The organism is Candidatus Sulfidibacterium hydrothermale (genome assembly GCF_020149915.1).
Taxonomy (GTDB): domain Bacteria; phylum Bacteroidota; class Bacteroidia; order Bacteroidales; family F082; genus Sulfidibacterium; species Sulfidibacterium hydrothermale.
This window is the reverse complement of sequence record NZ_CP083760.1, coordinates 2,821,145-2,843,541: the sequence shown is the minus strand read 5'-3', so window position 1 is coordinate 2,843,541 and position 22,397 is coordinate 2,821,145. Positions and strand designations below refer to the sequence as shown.

At 41.4% G+C, this 22,397-nt stretch carries 16 protein-coding genes, 1 other RNA gene and 1 pseudogene; 10 read left to right on the top strand and 8 right to left on the bottom strand.

The window, feature by feature from the left end; translation table 11 throughout:
* Window positions 1-198: 198 nt before the first annotated feature.
* From LA303_RS11675 to LA303_RS11655, 5 genes and pseudogenes are all read right to left on the bottom strand, one after another.
* Window positions 199-1,404, bottom strand: a pseudogene (locus LA303_RS11675) (MFS transporter); the annotation flags it as partial.
* Window positions 1,405-1,519: 115 nt separating this feature from the next.
* Entirely contained in the window at window positions 1,520-2,161 is a 642-nt protein-coding gene (gene rsmG, locus LA303_RS11670; RefSeq protein ID WP_240525559.1) for a 16S rRNA (guanine(527)-N(7))-methyltransferase RsmG, read from the bottom strand.
* A gap of 12 nt (window positions 2,162-2,173) precedes the next feature.
* The gene (locus LA303_RS11665) at window positions 2,174-2,818 is read right to left on the bottom strand and encodes a potassium channel family protein (RefSeq protein WP_240525558.1); all 645 of its coding nucleotides are present in this window, start codon (window positions 2,816-2,818) and stop codon (window positions 2,174-2,176) included.
* Window positions 2,819-2,882: 64 nt separating this feature from the next.
* On the bottom strand, window positions 2,883-4,100 hold the full coding sequence (locus LA303_RS11660) for an ATP-binding response regulator (protein ID WP_240525557.1): 1,218 nt from the start codon (window positions 4,098-4,100) through the stop codon (window positions 2,883-2,885).
* Window positions 4,101-4,867: 767 nt separating this feature from the next.
* Window positions 4,868-6,556, bottom strand: coding sequence for an ATP-binding protein (locus tag LA303_RS11655; RefSeq protein WP_240525556.1), 1,689 nt, complete (start codon window positions 6,554-6,556; stop codon window positions 4,868-4,870).
* 76 nt (window positions 6,557-6,632) lie between these two features.
* On the opposite strand from LA303_RS11655, the gene LA303_RS11650 reads away from it, so the two are divergent.
* A complete protein-coding gene (locus LA303_RS11650) occupies window positions 6,633-7,901 on the top strand; it encodes an aminotransferase class I/II-fold pyridoxal phosphate-dependent enzyme (RefSeq protein ID WP_240525555.1) in 1,269 nt (422 codons plus the stop codon).
* Here the strand turns inward: LA303_RS11650 and rnpB are convergent.
* Window positions 7,901-8,291: RNase P RNA component class A (rnpB, locus tag LA303_RS11645), an RNA gene on the bottom strand. The two genes, LA303_RS11650 and rnpB, sit on opposite strands and share 1 nt — an antisense overlap.
* A gap of 149 nt (window positions 8,292-8,440) precedes the next feature.
* Between rnpB and LA303_RS11640 the strand changes: the two genes are divergently transcribed.
* From LA303_RS11640 to LA303_RS11625, 4 genes are all read left to right on the top strand, one after another.
* Window positions 8,441-8,713, top strand: coding sequence for a twin-arginine translocase TatA/TatE family subunit (locus LA303_RS11640; protein ID WP_240525554.1), 273 nt, complete (start codon window positions 8,441-8,443; stop codon window positions 8,711-8,713).
* Between the two features lie 23 nt (window positions 8,714-8,736).
* Entirely contained in the window at window positions 8,737-10,101 is a 1,365-nt protein-coding gene (locus tag LA303_RS11635; protein WP_240525553.1) for an MATE family efflux transporter, read from the top strand.
* Window positions 10,102-10,291: 190 nt separating this feature from the next.
* The gene (locus LA303_RS11630) at window positions 10,292-12,349 is read left to right on the top strand and encodes an acetate--CoA ligase family protein (protein ID WP_240525552.1); all 2,058 of its coding nucleotides are present in this window, start codon (window positions 10,292-10,294) and stop codon (window positions 12,347-12,349) included.
* Between the two features lie 131 nt (window positions 12,350-12,480).
* The gene (locus tag LA303_RS11625; RefSeq protein ID WP_240527144.1) at window positions 12,481-13,800 is read left to right on the top strand and encodes an aminotransferase class I/II-fold pyridoxal phosphate-dependent enzyme; all 1,320 of its coding nucleotides are present in this window, start codon (window positions 12,481-12,483) and stop codon (window positions 13,798-13,800) included.
* A gap of 88 nt (window positions 13,801-13,888) precedes the next feature.
* On the opposite strand, the gene LA303_RS11620 is transcribed toward LA303_RS11625, so the two are convergent.
* Window positions 13,889-15,787: an LruC domain-containing protein gene (locus LA303_RS11620; RefSeq protein ID WP_240525551.1), complete on the bottom strand. Its 1,899-nt coding sequence runs from the start codon at window positions 15,785-15,787 to the stop codon at window positions 13,889-13,891.
* A gap of 510 nt (window positions 15,788-16,297) precedes the next feature.
* On the opposite strand from LA303_RS11620, the gene LA303_RS11615 reads away from it, so the two are divergent.
* The 5 genes from LA303_RS11615 (at window position 16,298) to LA303_RS11595 (ending at window position 20,915) form a co-directional block, all read left to right on the top strand.
* Window positions 16,298-16,777, top strand: coding sequence for a PaaI family thioesterase (locus LA303_RS11615; RefSeq protein WP_240525550.1), 480 nt, complete (start codon window positions 16,298-16,300; stop codon window positions 16,775-16,777).
* A gap of 63 nt (window positions 16,778-16,840) precedes the next feature.
* Window positions 16,841-17,806, top strand: coding sequence for a metallophosphoesterase (locus LA303_RS11610; protein WP_240525549.1), 966 nt, complete (start codon window positions 16,841-16,843; stop codon window positions 17,804-17,806).
* 192 nt (window positions 17,807-17,998) lie between these two features.
* Entirely contained in the window at window positions 17,999-19,630 is a 1,632-nt protein-coding gene (gene pruA / locus LA303_RS11605; RefSeq protein ID WP_240525548.1) for an L-glutamate gamma-semialdehyde dehydrogenase, read from the top strand.
* Window positions 19,631-19,771: 141 nt separating this feature from the next.
* Window positions 19,772-20,293 carry a 2-amino-4-hydroxy-6-hydroxymethyldihydropteridine diphosphokinase gene (gene folK, locus LA303_RS11600; RefSeq protein ID WP_240525547.1) on the top strand — a complete coding sequence of 174 codons (522 nt, stop codon included), beginning with the start codon at window positions 19,772-19,774 and terminating at the stop codon, window positions 20,291-20,293.
* Window positions 20,283-20,915 (top strand): deoxynucleoside kinase, encoded by a 633-nt coding sequence (locus tag LA303_RS11595; protein WP_240525546.1) that lies wholly within the window; start codon window positions 20,283-20,285, stop codon window positions 20,913-20,915. Before folK ends, LA303_RS11595 begins: the two co-directional genes overlap by 11 nt.
* Here LA303_RS11595 and LA303_RS11590 read toward each other — a convergent pair.
* Window positions 20,912-22,327: a DUF5723 family protein gene (locus tag LA303_RS11590; RefSeq protein ID WP_240525545.1), complete on the bottom strand. Its 1,416-nt coding sequence runs from the start codon at window positions 22,325-22,327 to the stop codon at window positions 20,912-20,914. The two genes, LA303_RS11595 and LA303_RS11590, sit on opposite strands and share 4 nt — an antisense overlap.
* Window positions 22,328-22,397: the final 70 nt, after the last annotated feature.

The window sequence follows — 22,397 nt, the reverse complement described above, 5'->3', positions numbered from 1 at the left end:
TTCTTTTTCCGGTGTTGGCGTGTAAAAAGTGTTCTGAACGATCGAGTCAACAACCCTTCCGGTAGCTTTATCAATGGCAATCTTCAAATCCTTTTTATTGTAAGTAATTTGTTTTGCTGCCAATGCTTTCTGGAAGCTCTGTTCGATGGATGACTTAATCAGCATTTTATTCGGATTTACACTCGGGTTGGACATGGTCAAAACAACCCCCAAGATGGTAGGAATAATGAACAGACCGATATTCTGAATGTAAAAAATGACGGCGTAAGCAGTTCCCAATTGGTTTTCAGGAATGATTTTCGGTACGGAAGGCCACATGGCCGAAGGCACCAGCGAAAAAGCAATACCCAGGATAATAACCAAAATGGCAGCAAAAATCCAGTGGTTAAGACCGGGAACAGCAAGAAAACTATGAACAAGCAGAAGCATAACCGCACCAATAATCATAATAGTAGCTCCTTTTCCTTTTCTGTCATAAATATATCCGAAAAGAGGAGTTAAAACAATCGTTCCGGCCGGGAGCAATGCAGGAATATATCCGGCAAGATTGGGGGCTACATGGTATTTGTTAATGACAAAATCCGGTGCAAAAAACAAGAACGGAAATACGGCTCCGTAAAACAATACACAAAGAATAGCAATATACCAGAAAGCTTTGTTGCTTACAATCGAAACAATATCTTTTACCCGGAAAGGCTCTTCTTCTTCAATTTCAATATTTTCTTCGGACTTATCCAGTTTGATGTCCATGATAACATAAACAATAAAGGCCACCAAACCAAGCAGCATCAGTACAAAAGCCAGTAAAATCGGTGTACTGTAGGTGTATTTGATAGCGAGGGGCAATGATACGGCGAGAGCCAAAGCCGTTCCCAACCGGGCAATGGACATCTGAAGTCCCATGGCAAGAGCCAGCTCCTTCCCTTTAAACCATTTTACAATCGCTTTGGATAGCGTAATTCCCGTCGCCTCACTTCCAATACCAAATATTGCAAATCCGAGACAGGACAAGAAAACCTGCATGGAAAGTTGTCCGATGAAAGGAAGAGTTACATGCATTGACAACATATGTGCCGGCATGGAAGTCATAGCCCAATAGTTAAGCGCCGTTCCGATAGCCATCATGGCAGTAGCCCACAAACCGGTAATCCTAATACCTAACTTGTCAAGTATCAAACCGCTGAAAATCAGCATAAGAAGGAAAACATTGAACCAGGCATAAGATCCCGTATATACCCCAATATCTCTACTGGTCCAACCAAGGGCTGTTTCTAATATTGGTTTAATTGTGGATCCGACATAATTAAAATAATAGGCTCCAAACATGGACATGGAAACGACAAACATCGCTGTCCAGCGTGCCACCGGCGATTCGCGCAGCGACTTTTGTATTGCTTCTGTCATAACGATTTATTTTAAATGTTAGGTTTTTGAAAATGTTTAACGGGCGAAATTAAGAATTTATTTCGGTAACGGGGGAAAATAGCGGGTAATATGGATTAATTCTTAAGAAAGAAATTTAGCTCCTGAAAACGTGAACAATCTGCTTGGTTTGGAAAAATTCTTCGTCAAAAAACCGGGATAACGGAAAGGTGCTGATGTGCCATTTCTTCTTTTGTGCCGTACGTTTTAACTCATCATCAATCCCCACTCCTTTTAAATACAAAATGCCGTTTTTTAAACTGTTTTTTGAATCCGGGCGGATTTTTCCGGCTACCCAGTGGGTAAAAACTTCCAAATCGGTTACGGCACGGCTCACCACAAAATCAAATGATGTTTTCAGCTCTTCTACCCTGATCTGTTCAGCAGTTACATTTTTTAGTTCGAGTGCCTGGGCTACTTCTCGTACTACTTTTATTTTTTTTCTGATGCTGTCGGCTAAAAAAAACTGTACTTCCGGAAATAGGATGGCCAGGGGAATGCCGGGAAATCCACCGCCGGTGCCGGCGTCTAAAATGGTGGTGCCGGGTGTGAAAGAAATCAGTTTGGCGATAGCCAGCGAGTGGAGAACATGATGCAAATAAAACTGATCCATGTCTTTTCGCGAAATGACATTAATCCGGCTGTTCCACAATTGGTAAAGAGGAGCCAACTGTTGAATTTGCTCTTTTTGCCGGCTCGACAAATCAGGAAAGTATTGAAAAATCAGGGATGAATCCATAGCGGGTGTTCGTTATTTTGTTTTTTCACTCAGATATTTTCCTACCAGCATGGCCACTACCATAGCGAGATAAAGCTGACCGCTGATGCTGATAAAAATAGAAAAGTTTTTAGCCAGTGGCGACACGGGAATAATGTCACCGTAACCCAGGGTGGAGATGGTGACGAAACTATAGTAAATAAAATCGGACCGGGTAGGGATAACTCCTTCCGGGAAACGGAAAGCTCCTTGTGAATACAGATGGATTATGCTGAAAAATACAGAGCCTAAAATGCCGAGCAGAAAATAAATGTTGATGGCTTCGAGAAACTCCAACGCACCTGCCCGTTTGCTTTTTGCAATGCGGATCATCATGGTAATGATGGCGATGTTGAAAAATAATAGTGTTGTTCCGGAAGTTAACCATTGTAATGCGGTGAGGTTGTAAAAATCAGAAACCCATTCCAGAATAATGGCTATTCCGCTCAGATAAAAATAAAGGTTGCTTTTCTTTTTGATCGCAAAAACGGCGATAATAAATATTCCGCTTAAAGTGATGCTGTAGGCTATCCGCCGGCCCTCACTGGGCGGGAACGGAGAAAGGATAAATACATAAATGAGAATAAGCAGGAGCAGAATAATGTTATGTCTTTCCTTACGTTGTAGTTTTTTAGCCATAAGCAGAGAATTACCGGAAAACAAAAATACGATTATTCTTCATGGACAAAAGGTTCCGGAAACATCAGATGTATTTTTGCAGCAGTTGGATGAGCTTGTGACGGTTTACTGGTTTGGAAATGTAGTCTTTAAAACCGGCAGCCATACAATCCTCTTTGTCGCCGGCCATGGCAAAGGCCGTTTGGGCAATGACCGGTATATTCGGATTGATTTTTTTAAGTTCTTTTAGTACGTCAAAGCCGCTTATTCCGGGTAACCGGATGTCAAGAAGTACCAAAGCAATATCCGGGTTTTCTTTAAAAAGCTTGATTCCGGAAGGCCCATCGGGAGCTTCCAGAATGGTGAGATGAAGCTCTTCCATAATCTTCCTGAAATAGATCCGGCTGTTCAGGTCATCTTCAATAAGTAGCACCGTGCTGTCTGGAATGGAAAAACCGGAAGCTTGAAGATTTAATTTTTTCTTGCTCTCATCGGTATGTTTTACCACCAGGTTTTTGGCCGAAATGGAAAAAATAAATTCCGAACCTTTCCCCGGTTCTGAAGTAACAGAAATGGTTCCGTTCAGCATTTCTGCAATTTTTTTACAGAGGTATAATCCGATACCGGTTCCGCGATATAGCTTGGATTTATCGTCTTCGATTTTATAAAAACGGTCAAAAAGATGTTCGAGATGTTCTTGTTCAATGCCAATACCGGTGTCTTTGATAAAGAATCGGATAGTGTTGTTTTTCAGGTAAAAACCAATTTCAATGAATCCCTTTTCCGTAAATTTTATGGCGTTGTTCAGTAAATTGACCATAAGTTGGTTGATTCTTATGGGATCAGAAGTGATAATATGGTTTTCAGCAGGAATATTCAATTTTAAACGGACGGTATTCTTCTTTTTCTTTGCCAGAATTGGCTGGTACGTCATTTCCAGTTTTTTCAGGAGTTCATTAACGGAAAAAGGCTCCTCGTTTGTTTTTAATTGGTTGGCCTCAATCATGGATACATCCAGAATGTCATCAATGAGCTGCAATAGTGTTTCGTTGCTGCTGTTGATAATGGCAATGTATTCTTCCCTTTCTTCCTCTTTGATTGTGCCGTCGGCCAGCAAATTACTAAATCCGACAATGGCATTCAGCGGGGTACGGATTTCGTGACTCATATTGGCCAAAAATGATGATTTGAGCTTATCGGCCATTTTCGCTTTTTTATATTGGGTGGTATAAGCTCTTTTGGCCATGGTCATTAAGACATAAGCTGTTGCCCCCGATAAAAGGATGGCGGAGTAAAAATCCAAAATTCTTGCTTTTTCAGATGGATAGTTTCCTAGTGTAAAAGGATGTTGATACTCATAAAAAAACAAAGATAAAATATTAATTATCAGTAATATGCTTAGTATTAGGAGCTGTCTCCCACTCATCATAAAAATAAGATAACTATAGAGCAGGACCAGAAGGAAAAGCCAAGGGCCACGCGCTCCGTAATTGTAATACCAGACCAGATTTATAATGATTAATGTAGTGCCGATAAAAAGCCATTTGGCGAAAACAAGATGTTGCCCTTTTTTTGCCAGATAATAAACAACAAGGAAAATAACCATACTTATAAATGGGATGGTTATTAAGACCTGGTTGAATCCAATAATAATGTTTAAGCAGGCTGAAACAAATGCAAAAAAAATGGCCGTTAAACTTAACGGGATGAGAAAGTGCTTTTCGAAAGAAAACCACTCTTCATCTTTTATTTGATTCCTTTTATAATTGGCTGTAAATAAATTCATATCGTACGGATTTAAACCCTTTTGTTGTAAATAAAAATTCTATCGAATCCGGAGTCCTTGACTCCTTTTTTAATTTTGAAAATGGCTCAACTTGCTCTTCCCGTTTTTTTTTGTTTAAACGGGAAAGAAGCAATTTATATTTTGCCTAAGCTTTCGTACTTTTTAACAAAATTAGTCATTTTTCAACAGATTGCCAAGTCCTGATTCTTGTAAGTGAGTTTGTTTGTTGAAATAATTGATACTTTGGCGTTTAGGTGTAATTAAAGGGGTGGTAAAATATAATCTTATATGTATTTATGAAGTAAGGCAATCAACCTGTCTTTTTTGACGGGTTTGGAAATGTATTCTGTAAATCCGGCTGCCATACATTTTTCACGGTCGCCTGTCATGGCGAAAGCCGTTTGAGCAATAACCGGTACATTGGGATTGATCTTTTTCAGTTCTTTTAAAATTTCAAACCCACTTGTGCCGGGTAATCTAATGTCCAGCAGGACTATTGAAATATCGGGGGTTTCACGAAAAATTTTTACGCCTTCGTGCCCTCCGGCTGCTTCCAGTATGTGGATTTGTTGCTTTTCTAGCACCTTTTTAAAGTAAATTCTGCTGCTGGGGTCGTCTTCAATGATAAGTACCGTCCCTTTGGGAAGCTGTATGCTTTCTGTTGTTTCTTTGTGTTGTATGTTTGTAATTGCTGGTTTGACAGTAAGATCTTTAGCCGGTAAGAAAAAGAAAAATTCTGAACCTTTTCCGAATTCGGATCTTACATGGATAGAACCTCCCAACATTTCGGTAATTTTTTTGCAAAGATATAATCCGATTCCTGTGCCGCGGTACAGTTTTTTGTTATCATCCTCAATTTTATAAAACCGGTCGAAAAGGTAATTTATGTGGCTTGGTTCGATGCCAATTCCGGTATCTTTCACGAAAAAGCGGAGTTGTTCTCCTTGGGCAGAAAACCCGAAAGAAATTTTACCTTTTTCTGTAAATTTTACCGCATTGTTTAACAGATTGATCATAACCTGGTTTATCCGGATGGGATCCGATGTAATCAGAAAGGTGTCTTTGGGAATCTGCAATTCTAAAGTTACGGCGTCTCCTTTTTTCTTTTTCAGAGAAGGAGTGTAGGTTTCTTTCAGGTTTTGCATCAGATCATTGACCGAAAAAAATTCGGCATTAATTTTTACTTGGTTGGCTTCGATCATGGAGACATCCAGAATATCGTCAATGAGCTGAAGTAATGTTTCGCTGCTGGTATTAATAATCGAAACGTATTGTTCCTTTTCTTCGTCTTTAATGGTTCCGTCAGCCAGTAGATTACTAAATCCTACAATGGCATTTAACGGGGTGCGTATTTCGTGACTCATATTTGCTAAAAAGGCTGATTTTAGTTTGTCGGCTGTTTTGGCCTTTTTATATTGGGCTAAGTAAGCATCTCTAATAATGGTGAGAAAAACATAAAAGATTAACCCGTAGTATATCAAAGCGGTATAAACATCTATAATACGATCGTGATTAGAGTAATAGTGCCCTACCATGTTTGGATTTCTGTATTCTAACAGAAAAAGGATTATGACGTTTAAGCTGGCTATACCAGTAAGGATAATTTTCTGTTTTCCTGAGAATACGAGAATAAAAAAACTGTATATGATGACAAAAATGTACAAAGCCGGACCGCGCGAACCATTATTGTAATACCACAACAGGTTTAACAATGTGATAGAAAAAACAATCAGCGTCCATTTGGTAATTGTTTGATATTTTTCTTTTTTGGAAAACTTGTATAAAGTAAAATAAACAATTATAGATACCCCGACTATTAGTGAAACTAAATGGTTTAATCGCATTAAAAAATTAACAAAAAAACCGACTAAAGAAATGATAAGCGCAACCAATGACAAGGAAGAAACGAGTTCCGCATCAATGTTTTCTTCGAAACCATTTTCACGGCTTAACCACGAGAGTATTTTGTCCATAAAATAATTTTTTTATCAAAGTTATAAACATTTCCCAAAATAGGAATATATTTGTGTAATTCTTAATCATAAAAAGATGGACAGTAAATTATTCAAACAGGCCTTAGAAGTAATAAACCTTTTTAGAGCACATGGGAAAGCTCATTTAACAACAAGTAATAATGTTTTCGATGGAAAATATATTGATATTGAAAATTTAGGTGAGCTTTTAAATTTTTCAATTTGTGATTATTTAGGATTGTCTGTTGATAAGCGTTTGAAGCAGGGGTCCATCCGGGCGGTTAATACTTATGGTACTTATACTGCCATTTCCCGAACCTTTTTGAAACTCAATATTTATCGGGAAGCAGAAGAATTGGTTTCCCGTATTTTTGGCAAACCCGTATTGTTGCTTCCGCGTACAACTCTTTCGCATATAACGGTTTTGCCTATTCTTATTGGACGTCATGATGCCGTTATTTTAGATCATCAGGTACATACAACGGTACGAATAGCTTCCGATATGTTAAGAGCATACGGAATTCACACAGAAACGATTCATCATAATGATTTGATTGCTTTGGAAGAAAAGTACACTGCTTTGTCTGATCAGTATGAGAAGATTTGGTATTTTACAGATGGAGTGTACTCTATGTTTGGTGATACCATTCCGGCAAAGGAACTGGAAGAGATGTTGAATCGGCTTTCTAAGCTTTATCTTTTTGTGGATGATGCACATGGCATGAGCTGGACAGGAAAAAACGGCAGTGGATATTTGCTTTCGCAGATTGATTATCACGATAAAATGTTTTTGATTACCTCTTTGGGAAAAGGTTTCGGTGCAGGGGGTAGTGCCATTGTTTGTCCAAATGAAGAAATACGTGAAAAAATTCTTGTTTTAGGAGTTCCGTTAATGTTTACATCTCCTGTAGAGCCTGCTACTTTGGGAGCAATTATTGAGTCGGCCAAGATTCATTTGAGCAATGAAATAGTTGAACGACAAGAACAGCTGGCAGAATTGGTTCGGTATTTTTATGCATTAGCAGAAGAGCTTGACTTACCGGTTGTTGATTATACTCCGACTCCTATTGCAATGGTTGCCACAGGAAAACCAGAGTTGGTTAATGAAATTTCAAGTGTGTTATTCGAAAACAAGATACATGTTACAGGGGCTATTTATCCGGCTGTGCCTTATAATAATTCGGGGCTTCGAATTACTTTAACTCTTTACCAGACTAAAAAAGATGTAGATAAGATTTTACATGTCCTTGCGAAAGCTTTTCAGGAGACGTATGCCAAAAAAGGGCTCTCTAATGAACAAATTCTCAAGCATTATAAACTGAGAAATAGGGTAATGGCAAAATAAAAACCGTCAGGCCTGTAAGCGGGATTCTGTCGCCGGAAAGACTTCCGGGTTCTATCATTTATCTGGGATACAGGTCACCCTGTACCTCTAGCAGCCTACCCGCCGGCGTCGGACGGGTCGCCCTTATCCTGTTAAAACAGGAGCGCCGGCATACTTGGCCTTGCAACCCATAAGGTTTACCCCGGCCGGTTGTCACCAACCGGTCGCGTGGGCTCTTACCCCACGTTTTCACCCTTACCTGCTGCCCAAAGGCAACATCGGCGGTTATTTTCTGTGGCACTTGCTGTTACCGCAAACGCGGCACCTTCCTGTTAGGAAGTATGGTACCCTGTGTTGTCCCGACTTTCCTCCGTTTGTAAAAGAACAAACGGCGATAGAACAGCCTGACGGTTTTTCATTACAAAATTACGCTTTTTGTTTCATCAAAAATTGTACCTTGTTGCTTTTTGTTACGGGTAAAAAACGGAGACGCGTTTTGAAAAAGCGAAAGGGTTTACAAAACTCCGATAAATGTTTATTTTTGTCAAAAAAATACAGCCATGATACAAACTTGCGGTCTCATCGGTACACAGGAATTGATTCTTATTTTTGGCGCTCTTCTTCTGCTTTTTGGCGGTAAAAAAATCCCGGAGCTGGCACGGGGATTAGGAAAAGGAATGAAGGAATTTAAAAAAGCCGTGGATGAAGAAGGCTTGGCCAAAGACCTGAAAGATGTGGCTTCCGACATTCAGGATTTTAAAGAAGATGTGGATAAAATCAATCCGAAAAAAATTCTGAAAACCGGCGAAAAAACAGTGGGCCGGAAAAAATAAATCCCAATTTTTAACCCGCACGATTGAAAGATTTAACTACCGGCAGCGAAGGAAAACTTATTTTTTCATTTGCGTTGCCCATGTTGGCAGGAAATGTTTTCCAGCAGTTGTACAATGTGGTGGACAGCATTGTGGTGGGGAGAGCTATTGGTAAAGAAGCCTTGGCGGCTGTGGGCGCTAACTTCCCTTTTATTTTTGCGCTGATTTCTTTTGTTGTAGGTATTGCTATTGGGTCAACGGTGGTGATTTCCCAGTTTTTTGGTGCGGGAAAAATGAAAGAAGTAAAGCGTACCATTGATACGCTTTATATCTTCATGTTTTTTGCTGCTTTGGTGGTTTCTTTAACCGGAATTGTCTTTGCCCGTCCTATTTTCCGTCTTATCGACCTTCCTCCGGATGTTTTGCCGGATGCAGTGAGCTACTTTAAAGTTTATGCCACCGGCTTTATCTTCTTTTTTGGGTATCAGGGTACCAGCGCCATTATGCGCGGGCTGGGAGATTCCAAAACGCCATTTTATTTTTTGGGTGGTTCCACTTTGCTTAATGTGGCCTTGGATTTATTGTTCGTTTTGGTTTTCCGGTGGGGTATCAAAGGAGTGGCAGCCGCTACGGTTGTGGCACAGGCAGCTGCTTTTTTTGCCATTATTTTTTATATGAACCGGTATCACCGTTTTCTGGATTTTCGTCCGTTGCAAATGAAGTTTGACCGTGATATTTTTAAAAAAAGTCTCCGAATCGGATTGCCTACCGGCTTTCAGCAGACTTTTGTGGCTTTTGGTTTTATGGCCCTTTACCGGATTGTGAATTTATTTGGAACCCCAACTATTGCAGCTTACAGTATTGCCGTCCGTATTGACTCTTTTGCTGCTATGCCGGCAATGAACTTTTCGGCAGCGTTGGCAACATTTACCGGACAGAATATGGGAGCCGGAAAAATGGAACGCGTACATAAGGGGTTAAAAGTAACGCTGATTATGGCCAACGTAGTTGCTGTTTTTATTTCAGTGATTGCCCTGCTTTTTGCCCGGCCTTTAATGGCAGTTTTCACCAAAGACCCTGCGGTGATTGAAATCGGAAAACATTATCTGTTGATTGTACCGTTGTTTTATATGGTTTTTGCCACCATGTTTACCATTAACGGCGTGATGCGCGGAGCGGGCGATACGCTGGTTCCCATGTTCTTTACCATTATTTCCCTGTGGTTCGTCCGGATTCCGGCCTCTTATTTTCTTTCGCAGAAAATAGGAGTAACCGGTATTTGGTGGGGTATTCCCATTGCTTGGTTTGTGGGTTTGTTATTGGCTTTCTCCTATTACAAAACCGGCCGGTGGAAAAGAAAAGTTGTGGTAAAACATCCGTCTTTTTCTTCATCGGATGATGCCCGTTAAATGGCTGGCCGGAATGTTTTGTTTTGTCGCTTTGTTTGTCTTGTAATATGTTGATTATTAGCTTTGTCTGTGCTGTGCTGTTTTGTTTCTCTGCCGGACAAAAACTTCCCTAAATTAATTCTAAATATCAGTTTTCGCCCTTTTTGCTGGAGGTTAATCGGTAATTTTGTGCCATTAAAATTTAATGGACATGATTACACAACAATTAACTCACCCCCGCAGCATTGTGGTTGTCGGCGGGTCAAATGACATCCAAAAACCAGGTGGAAAAGTGCTGAAAAATTTGCTGGATGGCGGATTTAAAGGAGCACTTTATGTAATGAATCCCAAAGAAGATGAAGTACAAGGAATAAAAAGTTATCGTAATCCTGAGGAAATGCCGGATGTAGATTTGGCCATTTTGGCCATTGCGGCAAAATATACGCCGGAAACAGTTGAGTTTTTAGCTCAGCATAAAAATACCCGGGCATTCATCGTATTGTCGGCAGGCTTTTCTGAAGAAAGTCATGAAGGAAAACTGTTGGAAGACCGGTTGGTTGCGGCTGTAAATAAAGTAAATGGCTCATTAATTGGGCCGAATTGCGTAGGAGTTCTTACCCCGCAATACCACGGCGTTTTCACAGAGCCGATTCCGAAACTCGATCCGAAAGGCTGTGATTTTATCAGCGGTTCGGGAGCTACGGCATGCTTTATCATGGAAGCGGGTATCCCCAAAGGATTGACATTTAATAATGTTTATTCTGTTGGAAATTCTGCCCAGATGGGAGTGGAGGAAGTGTTGCAATACATGGATGAAAATTTTGATCCGGAGAAAGATGCTAAAGTCAAATTATTATATCTCGAGAAAATAGATAAGCCGGATTTGTTGCTGAAGCATGCTTCTTCACTTATCCGGAAAGGTTGTCGCATTGCGGCGGTGAAGGCCGGAGCTTCTGAAGCGGGCAGCCGGGCGGCCTCATCTCATACCGGAGCTTTAGCCGGTTCGGATGCAGCTGCTGATGCATTGTTCAGAAAAGCGGGTATCGTCCGCTGTTATGGCCGTGAAGATCTGATTGCTGTGGCTTCTGTTTTTATGCATCCTGAGTTGAAAGGCAAGAGATTTGCTGTGATTACCCATGCCGGTGGGCCGGCTGTGATGCTTACCGACAAACTTTCAAATGGCGGACTCCAGGTGCCGGCTATTACCGGACCGGATGCGGATGAACTGAAAAGTAAACTTTTCCCCGGATCTGCTGTGGGAAATCCCATCGATTTTCTTGCTACCGGAACTGCAGAACAGCTCGGCACTATCATTGACTATGTCAATGAAAAGTTTGATGACATTGATGCCATGGTGGTGATTTTTGGAACGCCGGGACTTTTTAAAGTTTTTGATGTGTACGATTTGTTACATGAGAAAATGAAAACGAGTAAAAAGCCGATTTTCCCGGTGTTGCCTTCCGTTCTGACGGCGGCAGAAGAGGTAAAAGCTTTTGTGGAAAAAGGCCGGGTTTATTTTCCGGATGAGGTAATGCTTGGCGAAGCCCTGGCCCGGGTCTATCATACGTCGGCACCGGCAGCAGAAACACCGGATTTGCCTCCGGTGGATAAAGAAAAAATCCGTGCTGTTGTCGAACATGCTGAAAATGGGTACCTTTCTCCGGAAAATGTGGCTGCTTTGCTCGATGCTGCCGGAATTTCACGGGCCAAAGAATTTACTACGGATAAAAAAGAAGTCTTGCTGAAACAGGCTTCTGAAATTGGTTTTCCGTTGGTGATGAAAGTGGTAGGTCCATTGCACAAATCGGATGTGGGCGGTGTAAGCCTGAATATCCGGACCAACGAAAAACTGCTGGCCGAGATGGACCGGATGATGCAAATTGAAGGAGCCAAAGGGGTTCTCATTCAACCCATGCTGAGCGGCACCGAACTTTTTGCCGGAGTGAAAAAAGAAGCAAAATTTGGCCATCTGATTTTGTTTGGCCTCGGCGGGATTTTTATTGAAGTCCTGAAAGATGTACGTACCACACTGGCTCCGTTAAGCCGGAATGAAGTGCTGGATGAATTGAAAAAACTGAAGAGCTATAAAATTATCCAGGGAGTACGTGGACAGGAAGGGGTTAACGAAGATCTTTTCGCTGATATTCTTGTGCGGCTTTCGGCGTTGGTGGCTACAGCCCCCGAAATTGCTGAAATGGACTTGAACCCTTTGCTGGGTAACAGCCGTCAGGTGATTGCCGTAGATGCTCGTATCCGGATTGAAAAATGAAAATGAATAATAAGTTGTTCAAGTTTATGCTTTTGGCCTTCGCCGAAATTGTGTAAATTTGGGCAACTTTTCACCGGAGAAAATCTTCTCTGTAAAATAATTTATGGAATTACAGCTTAAATACTCAAATGATGAAAAAAACACCTGTTGATGTTCGTATTGTCGATCAAAAATTAAAAGAAAGTGGTCTGAAGTCTATGGGAAAGGCCACCATCCGTGAAATTAAAAAACTGGTGGATGAAATTGAAAAAGCCACCGGTCAGGAATTTGTCCGGATGGAGATGGGCGTTCCCGGCCTTCCGCCTGTTCAAATTGGAACAGAGGCACAGATTGAAGCCTTGAAAAATGGTGTGGCGGCCATTTATCCTAATATTCAAGGACTCCAGGTACTCAAAGATGAATTTTCACGTTTCCTGAAACTTTTTCTGGATATTGAAGTGAGTCCGGAAGGATGTATTCCTACGGTGGGATCCATGCAGGGGGGATTTGCTGCTTTTTTGTGCATGAGTCGTACTAACCGGCATCAGGATTCCACGCTTTTTATTGATCCGGGTTTCCCGGTACACAAAATGCAACACAAGGTTTTAAACCTGCGTTACGAAAGCTTTGATGTGTATAATTATCGTGGAAAAAAGCTGAAAGAAAAACTGGAATCTTATTTTAAAACCGGCCGTTTCCATACGGTTTTGTATTCCAATCCCAACAACCCTTCGTGGATTTGTTTTACGGATGAAGAATTACGCATTATTGGTGAAATGGCCGATAAGTACCGTGTAGCCATTGTGGAAGACCTGGCTTATTTCGGAATGGATTTCCGGAAAGATTATTCCCAGCCGGGAAAACCGCCTTTTCAGCCTACGGTGGCCAAATACTCAACGAATTATATTTTGTTGGTTTCCAGCTCTAAGATTTTCAGTTATGCGGGTGAACGTATCGGGATGATGGCCATTTCCGATCATCTTTATTCAATGAGCCTGCCGGATTTAAAACGATATTATACCACCGATGGCTTAGGATATTCACTTATTTATGAAACCCTGTATCCGCTAAGTTCCGGTACGGCCCACTCGGCACAATATGCTTTGGCTGCCGTGTTAAAAGCGGTGAATGAAGGGAAATTCAATTTTGTGGATTATGTAAAAGATTATGGCGTGAAAGCCAAAGCCATGAAAAAGATGTTTCTTGAAAATGGTTTCCGTATTGTATACGATACCGATATTGACCAACCCATTGCTGACGGATTCTATTTTACTTTTTCGTATCCCGGAATGGGAGCCGATGAATTATTACACGAATTGGCTTATTACGGAATCAGTGCGATTTCATTGTTGATTACCGGTAGTGATCATAACGAAGGGATACGGGCTTGTACTTCGTTGGTGCGTCATGATCAGTTGCCGGTTCTGGAGGAGCGGTTGGCTCAATTTCATCGTGACCATCCGTTATCGTAGCCGGAATCGCGATCTTTTCTGGATAATACAAAAAAAAGCCTGCTCAATTTCGAGCAGGCTTTTTTATAAACAATGAAAACAAATAACTTTATTTTCCGGCCGGAGGAGTGTATATGTTAGAGCTTACACGATATCCGGGTTTATCCATGTACCAGTCCGGATAATCGTTTCCGCCCGATTCTGCCCATTGGCCGAAATAATTGTAAGCACTCAGGATATCTACCTGTTCTTTGGGATAAGCAAAGGAAACCGGTAAATCCAGTCCCCAAGGCAGATTATTCTCTGTTTGGTAATATTTTCCGGTTGCCGGATCAGTAGCATCGGCATAAGTGCCAAAATAAGAGGTGTTCACTAAATCTGTAGGCTTTTGTCCGGCCAGATGCACTTCCTTACCCCGTTCGCCATTGATGATGATAAACGGATTGTAAGGTGCAGTTCCCGTAGTGCTTACTGATACCGGGTTGGCATATAAAACATGGAGCTCATTAGTGTCAGGTTCAACATAAGGAACATCTTCTTTGGTATTGATAAAGGCGGATCCTGAACTGCCAATCATCCGGAAAGCGTTATCGAACAAAATAACCACGGTATTGGTTTGTCCCTGTTCGGTACCATTCGGGTTGTTATGGATATAGTTTTCGGTCAAATGCGTACCTGTTACCGAAGCTACGTTACTCGGATTGCCACCCAGCATAAATCCGAATCCGTTTTTCAGGCTGGCACCTACTGCGCGTACAGAATAATCAGTGAAAAATTCAACCAGTTGGTTTGATGCATTCAAAACCGATTTAAAATGATAATCTACAACCAGATCGTTAAAATCATAGTCGCCTTTACCGGGCCACAGGTCTTCAAAAGCCAGGGTGCCCCAATCGGTTTGGTTAGGGTAGTAAACGTTAAAAGCGCGTGCCGGATCGTTGGGATAATCATCTTGGTCATCCGGTACACCATCTCCGTCGCTGTCGTTAGACGGTTTAGTTACTTCAACATTATCACAGTAAATAGAACCATTGCGGTCTAAGTCCCAGTTCCAAAGAAGAATATTTACCTTTGCTGTTCCGGAAGGCATAGTAGCACAAATCGTCTTTTTTACCCAATGGTTGGCTGGATGAGGGTAGTATTTACAGATATATGCTAATGCCCGGTTTTGTGAATCCATGGGGATGATATACAACCAACTTGTCTGGTAAGCTGGATTTCCTACTGATTTAATATCGGCAGAAAAAGTGATCAAATCTCCTGCAGAAGCAGCAATCATTTGCGTAACTCCCCCATAATACGAATATAAATGGTTTACTGGTGTGCGAACCACATGATTTCCTCCGTCGTTGTACCATTCCATTCGTTGATTTCTGTAGGAAGTAAAGTACCATTTTCCATCAATAGGATGATCGGAAGACCAGCCATAAATTGAGCCAAAATTATCTGTTTCAAAATCACCGTTTTGGATTAAATTATTGCTTATCTGAATACCGGCTCCGGAATAATGGGCCGACGATACGGTGTATGAAGCGGATTTCGTAGTTGTGCTTTCTGGCGGAATGGTATCCGGCGGAATATTGGTTTCATAGTCTTCTCCAAAATCAACGGTTACGCCGCCTTCTTTTGTGTTTTGTTCCGGGAGTTGGGCATATACGCCTCCTGCTACACTTTGTACATAAACAGAATCCAGTGCGGTGGGGACACGAATTTCACCCGTCCATTCCCCGTTTTCGTCAAAACTTCCGGCAGTAATGAGTTGTCCGCCATCAGCCGGATCTGCGGTGTAAATATTAAACCGCGATTTGTCTGTTTCAAATGAAACGGTTGAAGGCATTTTGATGGTTACGTTCTCCACACGGGTGGATTCAAAAGTAAAACCATCCGGGATGTTCAAATTGTCCAGTGGAGAATTGTCATCGGGTTCGGGTGCTTTGTTGCACGACTGGAACGTGAGTCCGGCCATCAACAACAATAACATGGAGAGAATAAAAGTTTTTGTTTTCATTGCTTTGTTTTTTTTATACATTTTTCCATAGCAAATATAACAAAAATCAGACCTAAAAGGAGTGTGAAAGGGTTAAGATATTGATTTTCTTTATTTTAATGTTCGTGGGTAGAATTTGGTTTTTCCCAAAATGGGAAAACGGGTTTGATTATGGGAAAATGCCACTTTTGGCTTTTACAAGCCGAAGTTATTTTCGGAAAACGGAGAATAATTATCCGAAAACCATAACCAAAAACAGATGCCGGAAAGGTGGCTCTTTCTTTTGATTTTAATAAGTTTCTGATAAAGTTTGTCTTACATTTCGTGGCATACAAATTGAATTGTGCCGGAAAATTTTTCCGTCAGCAATGTCGGAAGGTTTTTTTGGTTTTGGTTGATTCAGGTCGGTCGTGCAAAAACTTCCGGCCTGTTTTTTTGTTCCCTGTTTACGAAAGCACTATTTTTGTTGTGTTCGTAAGCGGCTTTTTAATAGAGCCGGTGTATGTAGAATTGGTTTAACAGTTGAGCAGAATGAAAAAGATACAGAATCCGTATAGAAAAATGGAGGGATACCAGTGTTTTGGCTGTGCTCCGCAAAACACCAACGGTTTGCAAATGAATTTTATGGAAGAGGGAGATTACGTCCTTTCCGAATGGGAACCCAAATCGTATTTTCAGGGATATTATCAGGTTTTGCATGGTGGCATTCAGGCTACACTGATGGATGAAATTGCTTCGTGGCTGGTTCAGTTAAAACTGAAAACGGCCGGGGTAACTTCGCAAATGACGGTACGTTACAAAAAAACCGTTCCGGTAAATCAGGGAAACATCAAACTCCGGGCAAAACTGACCGGTAAACGGCATAATCTGGCCGATATTCATGTGGAGCTTTTTTGTCCGGACGGAGAACTGGGTGCTGAAGCCGATTTTGTTTATTTTACCTTCCCGGAAAAGGTGGCAATTGAAAAATTGCATTATCCGGGCCATGAGGCATTTTACGAAACATCCTGATAAAAATGATGGCAGGTAATAACAATACGGAACTGCCGGAATTTTGATTAGAAAGGAAAACAAATGAATTTTTACCCCCTTACGCCGGAAGAAAAAGAACAACGTGTGGTCTGGTCTTCGGTGAGGGCCACATTGGAGGCTTTTCGGTTTAAATACAAAAGGAGCGGAAAAAAAAGCCGAAGTAACTGGACCCTGTTCGAACGAATCCTGTGGTTTTTTCAGCTTTTTTTGAAACTGATCGGAGCTTATTCAAAGGGCCTTTCGCAGGCCAAAAACATATTGGTTCAGGATGTTAAAGTGCCATTAAAGAACCTTCCGGCGGCATTTTCCGGTTTTCGCATTTTACATTTGAGTGATTTGCATATTGATGCCATTGAAGGTTTGGAGGATATCATTATCCAAAAAATCAAACCGTTACAATATGATCTTTGTGTAATTACCGGCGATTTTCGACGGGATACTGTAGGGGGCTTTCAGCAGATTCTTCCGGCCATGAAAAAACTGGTGGCAGCGCTTCATCCTGAATACGGAACGTTGGCCGTTTTGGGGAATCATGATACTTTTCAGATGGTGAAAGAGTTAGAGCCTTTTGGAATACGTTTTTTGGTGAATGAAACCGTTTTTATCCATAAAGAAAATCATAATTTACGGGTAACCGGTGTAGATGATACGTATTACTATTATACCGATATGGCACTGCATGTTTTGGAAAAACCTTCGGATGATTTTTCTATTGCTTTGTCGCATACTTCGGAGCTGTGCGATGTGGCTGCAGAAAATGGTTATGGTCTGTACCTCTGCGGACATACTCATGGCGGACAAATTTGTTTGCCGGGCGGAATCCCCATTATCAGTCACCAAAAAGGCCGAAAGGAGCAGATACGCGGATTGTGGTATCAAAATGGAATGACCGGATACACGAGTCCGGGGGCGGGTGTGTCGGGTGTTCCGTTGCGGTTTAATTGTCCGCCGGAAATCACGGTTTTGGAATTATCTGATGCCGGAAAAAGTTCTTCCTCACCGGTATGACCTGCCGGTAAAAATAATCTTGTTTAAAGGAAAATATCTGTCTTTTGTTTTTAGGCACAATACTTTGTGTATCAGGTTGTTTATACTGTCTGTGGTTCAGGCTGCTCCGGGTAAATATTTTTTCAATGAGCCGAAAATATTTCTACCTTTGTCCGATAATTAATCTGAGTGAAAACTTTAAAAATTAAGACAATGTACAGCAATCTTGAAAGTGTTCCGAAGGCTTATAACGAGCCTGTTTTGAGTTACAAGCCGGGATCGCCCGAGCGTGCCGAACTCAAAGCCATGCTGAAACAGCTGAAATCCGAAGAAGTGGAAATTCCCATGATCATCGGGGGAAAGCCGGTGACCACCGGAAATAAAGTAGCCATTCACCCACCGCACGAATTAAAACATACATTGGGATATTATCATAAAGGCGATGCGTCTCATGTAACTATGGCCATTGAAGCAGCGCTCGAAGCCCGTAAAACCTGGCACAATATGCCTTGGGAACAACGGGCTGCCATCTTTTTGCGCGTGGCGGATCTGATTAGTGGTCCTTATCGTGCAAAGATCAATGCCGCTACCATGTTGGCCCAGTCAAAAACGGTTTTTCAGGCTGAAATTGATGCCGCCTGCGAATTGGCTGATTTTTTCCGTTTTAATGTGCAATACATGACAGAAATCTACAGCCAGCAGCCTGATTCTTCCAAAGGAATCTGGAACCGTTTGGAATATCGTCCTTTAGAGGGATTCGTGTATGCCCTGACACCGTTTAACTTTACCTCTATTGCCGGAAACCTGCCCGGAGCACCTGCTTTAATGGGCAATGTGGTCGTTTGGAAATGCTCGAATACTCAGGTATATTCAGCTAAAGTAATTATGGATATTTTTATGGAAGCCGGTCTTCCTGACGGTGTAATTAACCTGGTGTTTGTATCGGGTCCGGTAGCCGGAAAAACGGTGATGGAACATCCCGATTTTGCCGGATTCCATTTCACGGGTTCCACGGGTGTTTTTCAGCATATCTGGAAAACCATCGGATCGAATATTGCCCGCTACAAGAGCTACCCACGCATTGTGGGTGAAACCGGCGGAAAGGATTTTGTGATGGTACACGATTCGGCCAATGTAGATCAGGTGGTTACCGCTTTGGTTCGTGGTGCCTTTGAGTTTCAAGGACAAAAATGCTCGGCGGCTTCGCGGGCTTATATCCCCGATACAATGTGGGATGAACTGAAAGAAAAACTGGTCGCCCAGGTGAAGACCATTAAGATGGGAAGCCCTGAAGATTTTACCAATTTTATGACTGCCGTCATTGATGAAGCCAGCTTTGATAAACTGTCCATGTTTATTGACAATGCTAAAAAAGATGCTGATGCAGAAATTATTGTAGGTGGCGGCTATGATAAATCTGAAGGTTATTTCATAGAACCAACGGTTATTCAGGCTTTCGATCCGCATTATGTTACTATGGAAGAAGAGTTATTTGGTCCGGTCTTGACCATTTATGTTTATGAAGCGGATAAATACGAAGAAACACTGGATGTACTGGATAATACCTCTCCTTACGGACTTACCGGTGCCGTATTTGCCAAAGACCGTTATGCTGTTGATCTGGCAGTGAAGAAATTGGTGAATGCAGCCGGAAACTTTTACATTAACGATAAACCTACCGGTGCAGTGGTCGGACAGCAACCCTTTGGTGGTGCCCGTGCTTCCGGTACGAACGACAAAGCAGGTTCAAGCCTTAACCTGATCCGTTGGGTGAGCCCGCGGACGATTAAAGAAACCTTTGTTCCTCCTACGGATTATCGCTATCCGTTTATGGAAGCAGAGTAATTTTTGATGAAATAAATAGCAAGAAAGCCGTTTGCCGTGAGGTAAATGGCTTTCCTTTTTAGTTAAAAACCTGTTAAAATATTTACCCGATTTCTGCCGGGTTTCGTCAAGGGGTAACAAAGCAATGTTTATTTTTGTTTTATGACAAACAAGCACACCGTATATCTGCTTTTGGGAAGTAATATTCCTTCGCGAACCGGTTATTTGACCGGAGGAATCAGGCAGATACGACAACATATTGGAAAAATTCGGGAAGTTTCGGCCGTGTACGAATCGGAGCCGTGGGGTTTTGATGCTTCTGTTTTTTTTCTGAATCAGGTAGTGTGTGTGGAAACCGGTTTGGCACCGGAAAAATTATTGGAAAAAACTCAGGAAATTGAACGACTGCTCGGAAGGAAGGAAAAATCGAAAGGAGAGAAATATTCATCACGAACATTGGATCTGGATATTCTTTTTTATGATGATGCGGTTATTGATAAACCTGATTTGACTGTTCCTCATCCGAGGATGGCCGAACGAAAATTTACACTGGTTCCGCTTGCCGAGATTGCTCCGGATAAAATGCATCCTGTTTTGAATAAATCGTGTGCACATCTTTTGACGGAATGTGCAGACCAGGGAAAAGTTTGGAAATTTGAAGAAAAACAAATTCATGCAATATAATTTTATTGCCATAGAAGGAAATATTGGTGCCGGGAAAACCTCACTGGCTACAAAGATTGCCCAGGATTATAACGCCCATCTTATTTTGGAGCAGTTTGAAGAAAACTCTTTTCTTCCAAAATTTTATAAAGAACCGGAAAAATATGCTTTTCCGCTGGAAATGTCGTTTATGGCTGCCCGGTATCAACAATTGAAAGATCAGTTGTTGTCTATGGATTTGTTTAAAACGTTTACCATTAGCGATTACTTTATTATCAAGTCGTTGATTTTTGCCCGGAAAAATTTACCCCCGGATGAGTTTAAGCTGTATTCCACTTTTTTTAATATCATTTACCAGCAATTGCCCAAACCCGAACTGTTGGTGTATCTGTATGTAAAAACAGACCGGTTACAGTCGAATATTAAAATGCGGGGACGTCCTTACGAACAAAACATTCAGGATGAATACCTGGATAAAATACAGGAAGGTTATTTTGAATTTATCCGCCAGCAAAAGAATTTGCGTATTTTAATTCTGGATACCAATAAGTTGGATTTTGTAAACCGGCCGGAAGATTATCAAAAAATCTTGGACGTGATGGAGCGTTCCTATCCGACCGGAATACACCGTATTACATTTTAATTCTGTTTTCTTTGTTGTGGTTGCAGATTGGGCCTCAGGTTGTGAATAGCCTGGGGGTTGTTTGGATTTTTCCGGCTATTCCGCGAAGCCAGCCGGACATTTAATCCAAATCCTATCTGTACGTATTTTTGTTGATCCCAGTTAAACAGACCCGGTACATTTTCAGAATAGAGATAAAACTGAAGCGGATGGAAATTGAGAGCAAAAGCTAAACCAAAATTTGTTGGCGCATCTTGTATCCAGGTGTAATTGGCTTTTATGGTAAAATGCGGAGAGATAAATCGGGTATATCCTATCGAAATGGCCGGTTCAAAATACTCATCATAAAACCTTCCTGAGAACAGAAAGGAAAAATCGTTGCGAAAGTCTTTGGTAAAATATTCACCACCGACAATAATGCGTGTGGGAAGTTTTACGTCATAATCCCGGGGCTCATCTTTAATCTCAAAGATTTTTTGTAAGGTATCTCCCAAATTATCAATAACGTCTTCGTTGTTGATGTCAATGTCGGCTCCGTCGAAATTAATGGAATCATAAGCAGGATAATAGCTTTTGGTATTGGAACGGAAGTGGATTTTCCCCCAATTGAGTACGGCAGCATTTACCGATATCTGTTTGGTTACCTGTACATCTACACCCAAATCAACCGAAAACCCCAGATTGTCGAAGTTGGAAAAATAATCGGAGACCGTGATAGAATTATCGGCAAATCCGGCTGTATTTACTACAAAATTGGTACGGGCATGTAGTATAAAATTACCGTCGTTGTCCTGGATGGTTTCCACATTGATGCCGTTGTTTTCAGTAGTGATGTCAGAAAGGCCCTGTAAGAAATGAAGCCGGGCACCTACCCTAAAGATTTTTCCTACCGGAAGAGAAACGGCGACATGATAATCCATGATATGGTTTTCATTCACGACAGTATTGTCAAGATTTAAAATTTCGCCTTCGTAATCAGAAGTTCCGTTCCATAATAACCGGAGGGCATCCCTGTCAAAAATAGTTTGTATAAAAAGATGTTGCCGGATACCGAGGGTGATAAACATCTTTCCGGCTTTAAAGCCCCCAAAAAGCAAATCGTTGTCCAGAAAGTCTACGAGTTTATCTTCGGTTTTTCCGTTGTTGATTATTTTGTCCAAATCGAAATATAAAGAGTCGGTTCCCGGGTATGTGCTTACATAATCACCAATTCCCCCTCCGGTAGAAAATAAACCTACAGAAAGGTTGGAAAGGAGAGGGATTCCTACGACAACATGAGCTCCTGATGCAAAAGCCGGATTTAAAAAACTACTTTGTTGTATATCGCGTAAACCATATAAAATATAACCATTCTGTGCTTTTGTCCCTTGTGAGAAGATAAAAAAGAAAAGGGCAATGACAGAAATTTTTATAAAAGGTAGATATCTTTTCATGTTTGCTCTTTTTAATTGATAATTAACTGGTTATCGCATAATGAATTTTTAAGCGAAAGTAATATATCGT

What these genes read in the sequence shown, in the direction of transcription:
- LA303_RS11630 (WP_240525552.1), top strand. Translation starts at nt 10,292, where the DNA reads ATGATTACACAACAATTAACTCACCCCCGCAGCATTGTGGTTGTCGGC.
- LA303_RS11610 (WP_240525549.1), top strand. Translation starts at nt 16,841, where the DNA reads ATGAATTTTTACCCCCTTACGCCGGAAGAAAAAGAACAACGTGTGGTC.
- LA303_RS11590 (WP_240525545.1), bottom strand. Translation starts at nt 22,327, where the DNA reads ATGAAAAGATATCTACCTTTTATAAAAATTTCTGTCATTGCCCTTTTC.
- LA303_RS11615 (WP_240525550.1), top strand. Translation starts at nt 16,298, where the DNA reads ATGAAAAAGATACAGAATCCGTATAGAAAAATGGAGGGATACCAGTGT.
- LA303_RS11595 (WP_240525546.1), top strand. Translation starts at nt 20,283, where the DNA reads ATGCAATATAATTTTATTGCCATAGAAGGAAATATTGGTGCCGGGAAA.
- LA303_RS11625 (WP_240527144.1), top strand. Translation starts at nt 12,481, where the DNA reads ATGAAAAAAACACCTGTTGATGTTCGTATTGTCGATCAAAAATTAAAA.
- LA303_RS11640 (WP_240525554.1), top strand. Translation starts at nt 8,441, where the DNA reads ATGATACAAACTTGCGGTCTCATCGGTACACAGGAATTGATTCTTATT.
- LA303_RS11650 (WP_240525555.1), top strand. Translation starts at nt 6,633, where the DNA reads ATGGACAGTAAATTATTCAAACAGGCCTTAGAAGTAATAAACCTTTTT.
- rsmG (WP_240525559.1), bottom strand. Translation starts at nt 2,161, where the DNA reads ATGGATTCATCCCTGATTTTTCAATACTTTCCTGATTTGTCGAGCCGG.
- folK (WP_240525547.1), top strand. Translation starts at nt 19,772, where the DNA reads ATGACAAACAAGCACACCGTATATCTGCTTTTGGGAAGTAATATTCCT.
- LA303_RS11620 (WP_240525551.1), bottom strand. Translation starts at nt 15,787, where the DNA reads ATGAAAACAAAAACTTTTATTCTCTCCATGTTATTGTTGTTGATGGCC.
- LA303_RS11655 (WP_240525556.1), bottom strand. Translation starts at nt 6,556, where the DNA reads ATGGACAAAATACTCTCGTGGTTAAGCCGTGAAAATGGTTTCGAAGAA.
- pruA (WP_240525548.1), top strand. Translation starts at nt 17,999, where the DNA reads ATGTACAGCAATCTTGAAAGTGTTCCGAAGGCTTATAACGAGCCTGTT.
- LA303_RS11665 (WP_240525558.1), bottom strand. Translation starts at nt 2,818, where the DNA reads ATGGCTAAAAAACTACAACGTAAGGAAAGACATAACATTATTCTGCTC.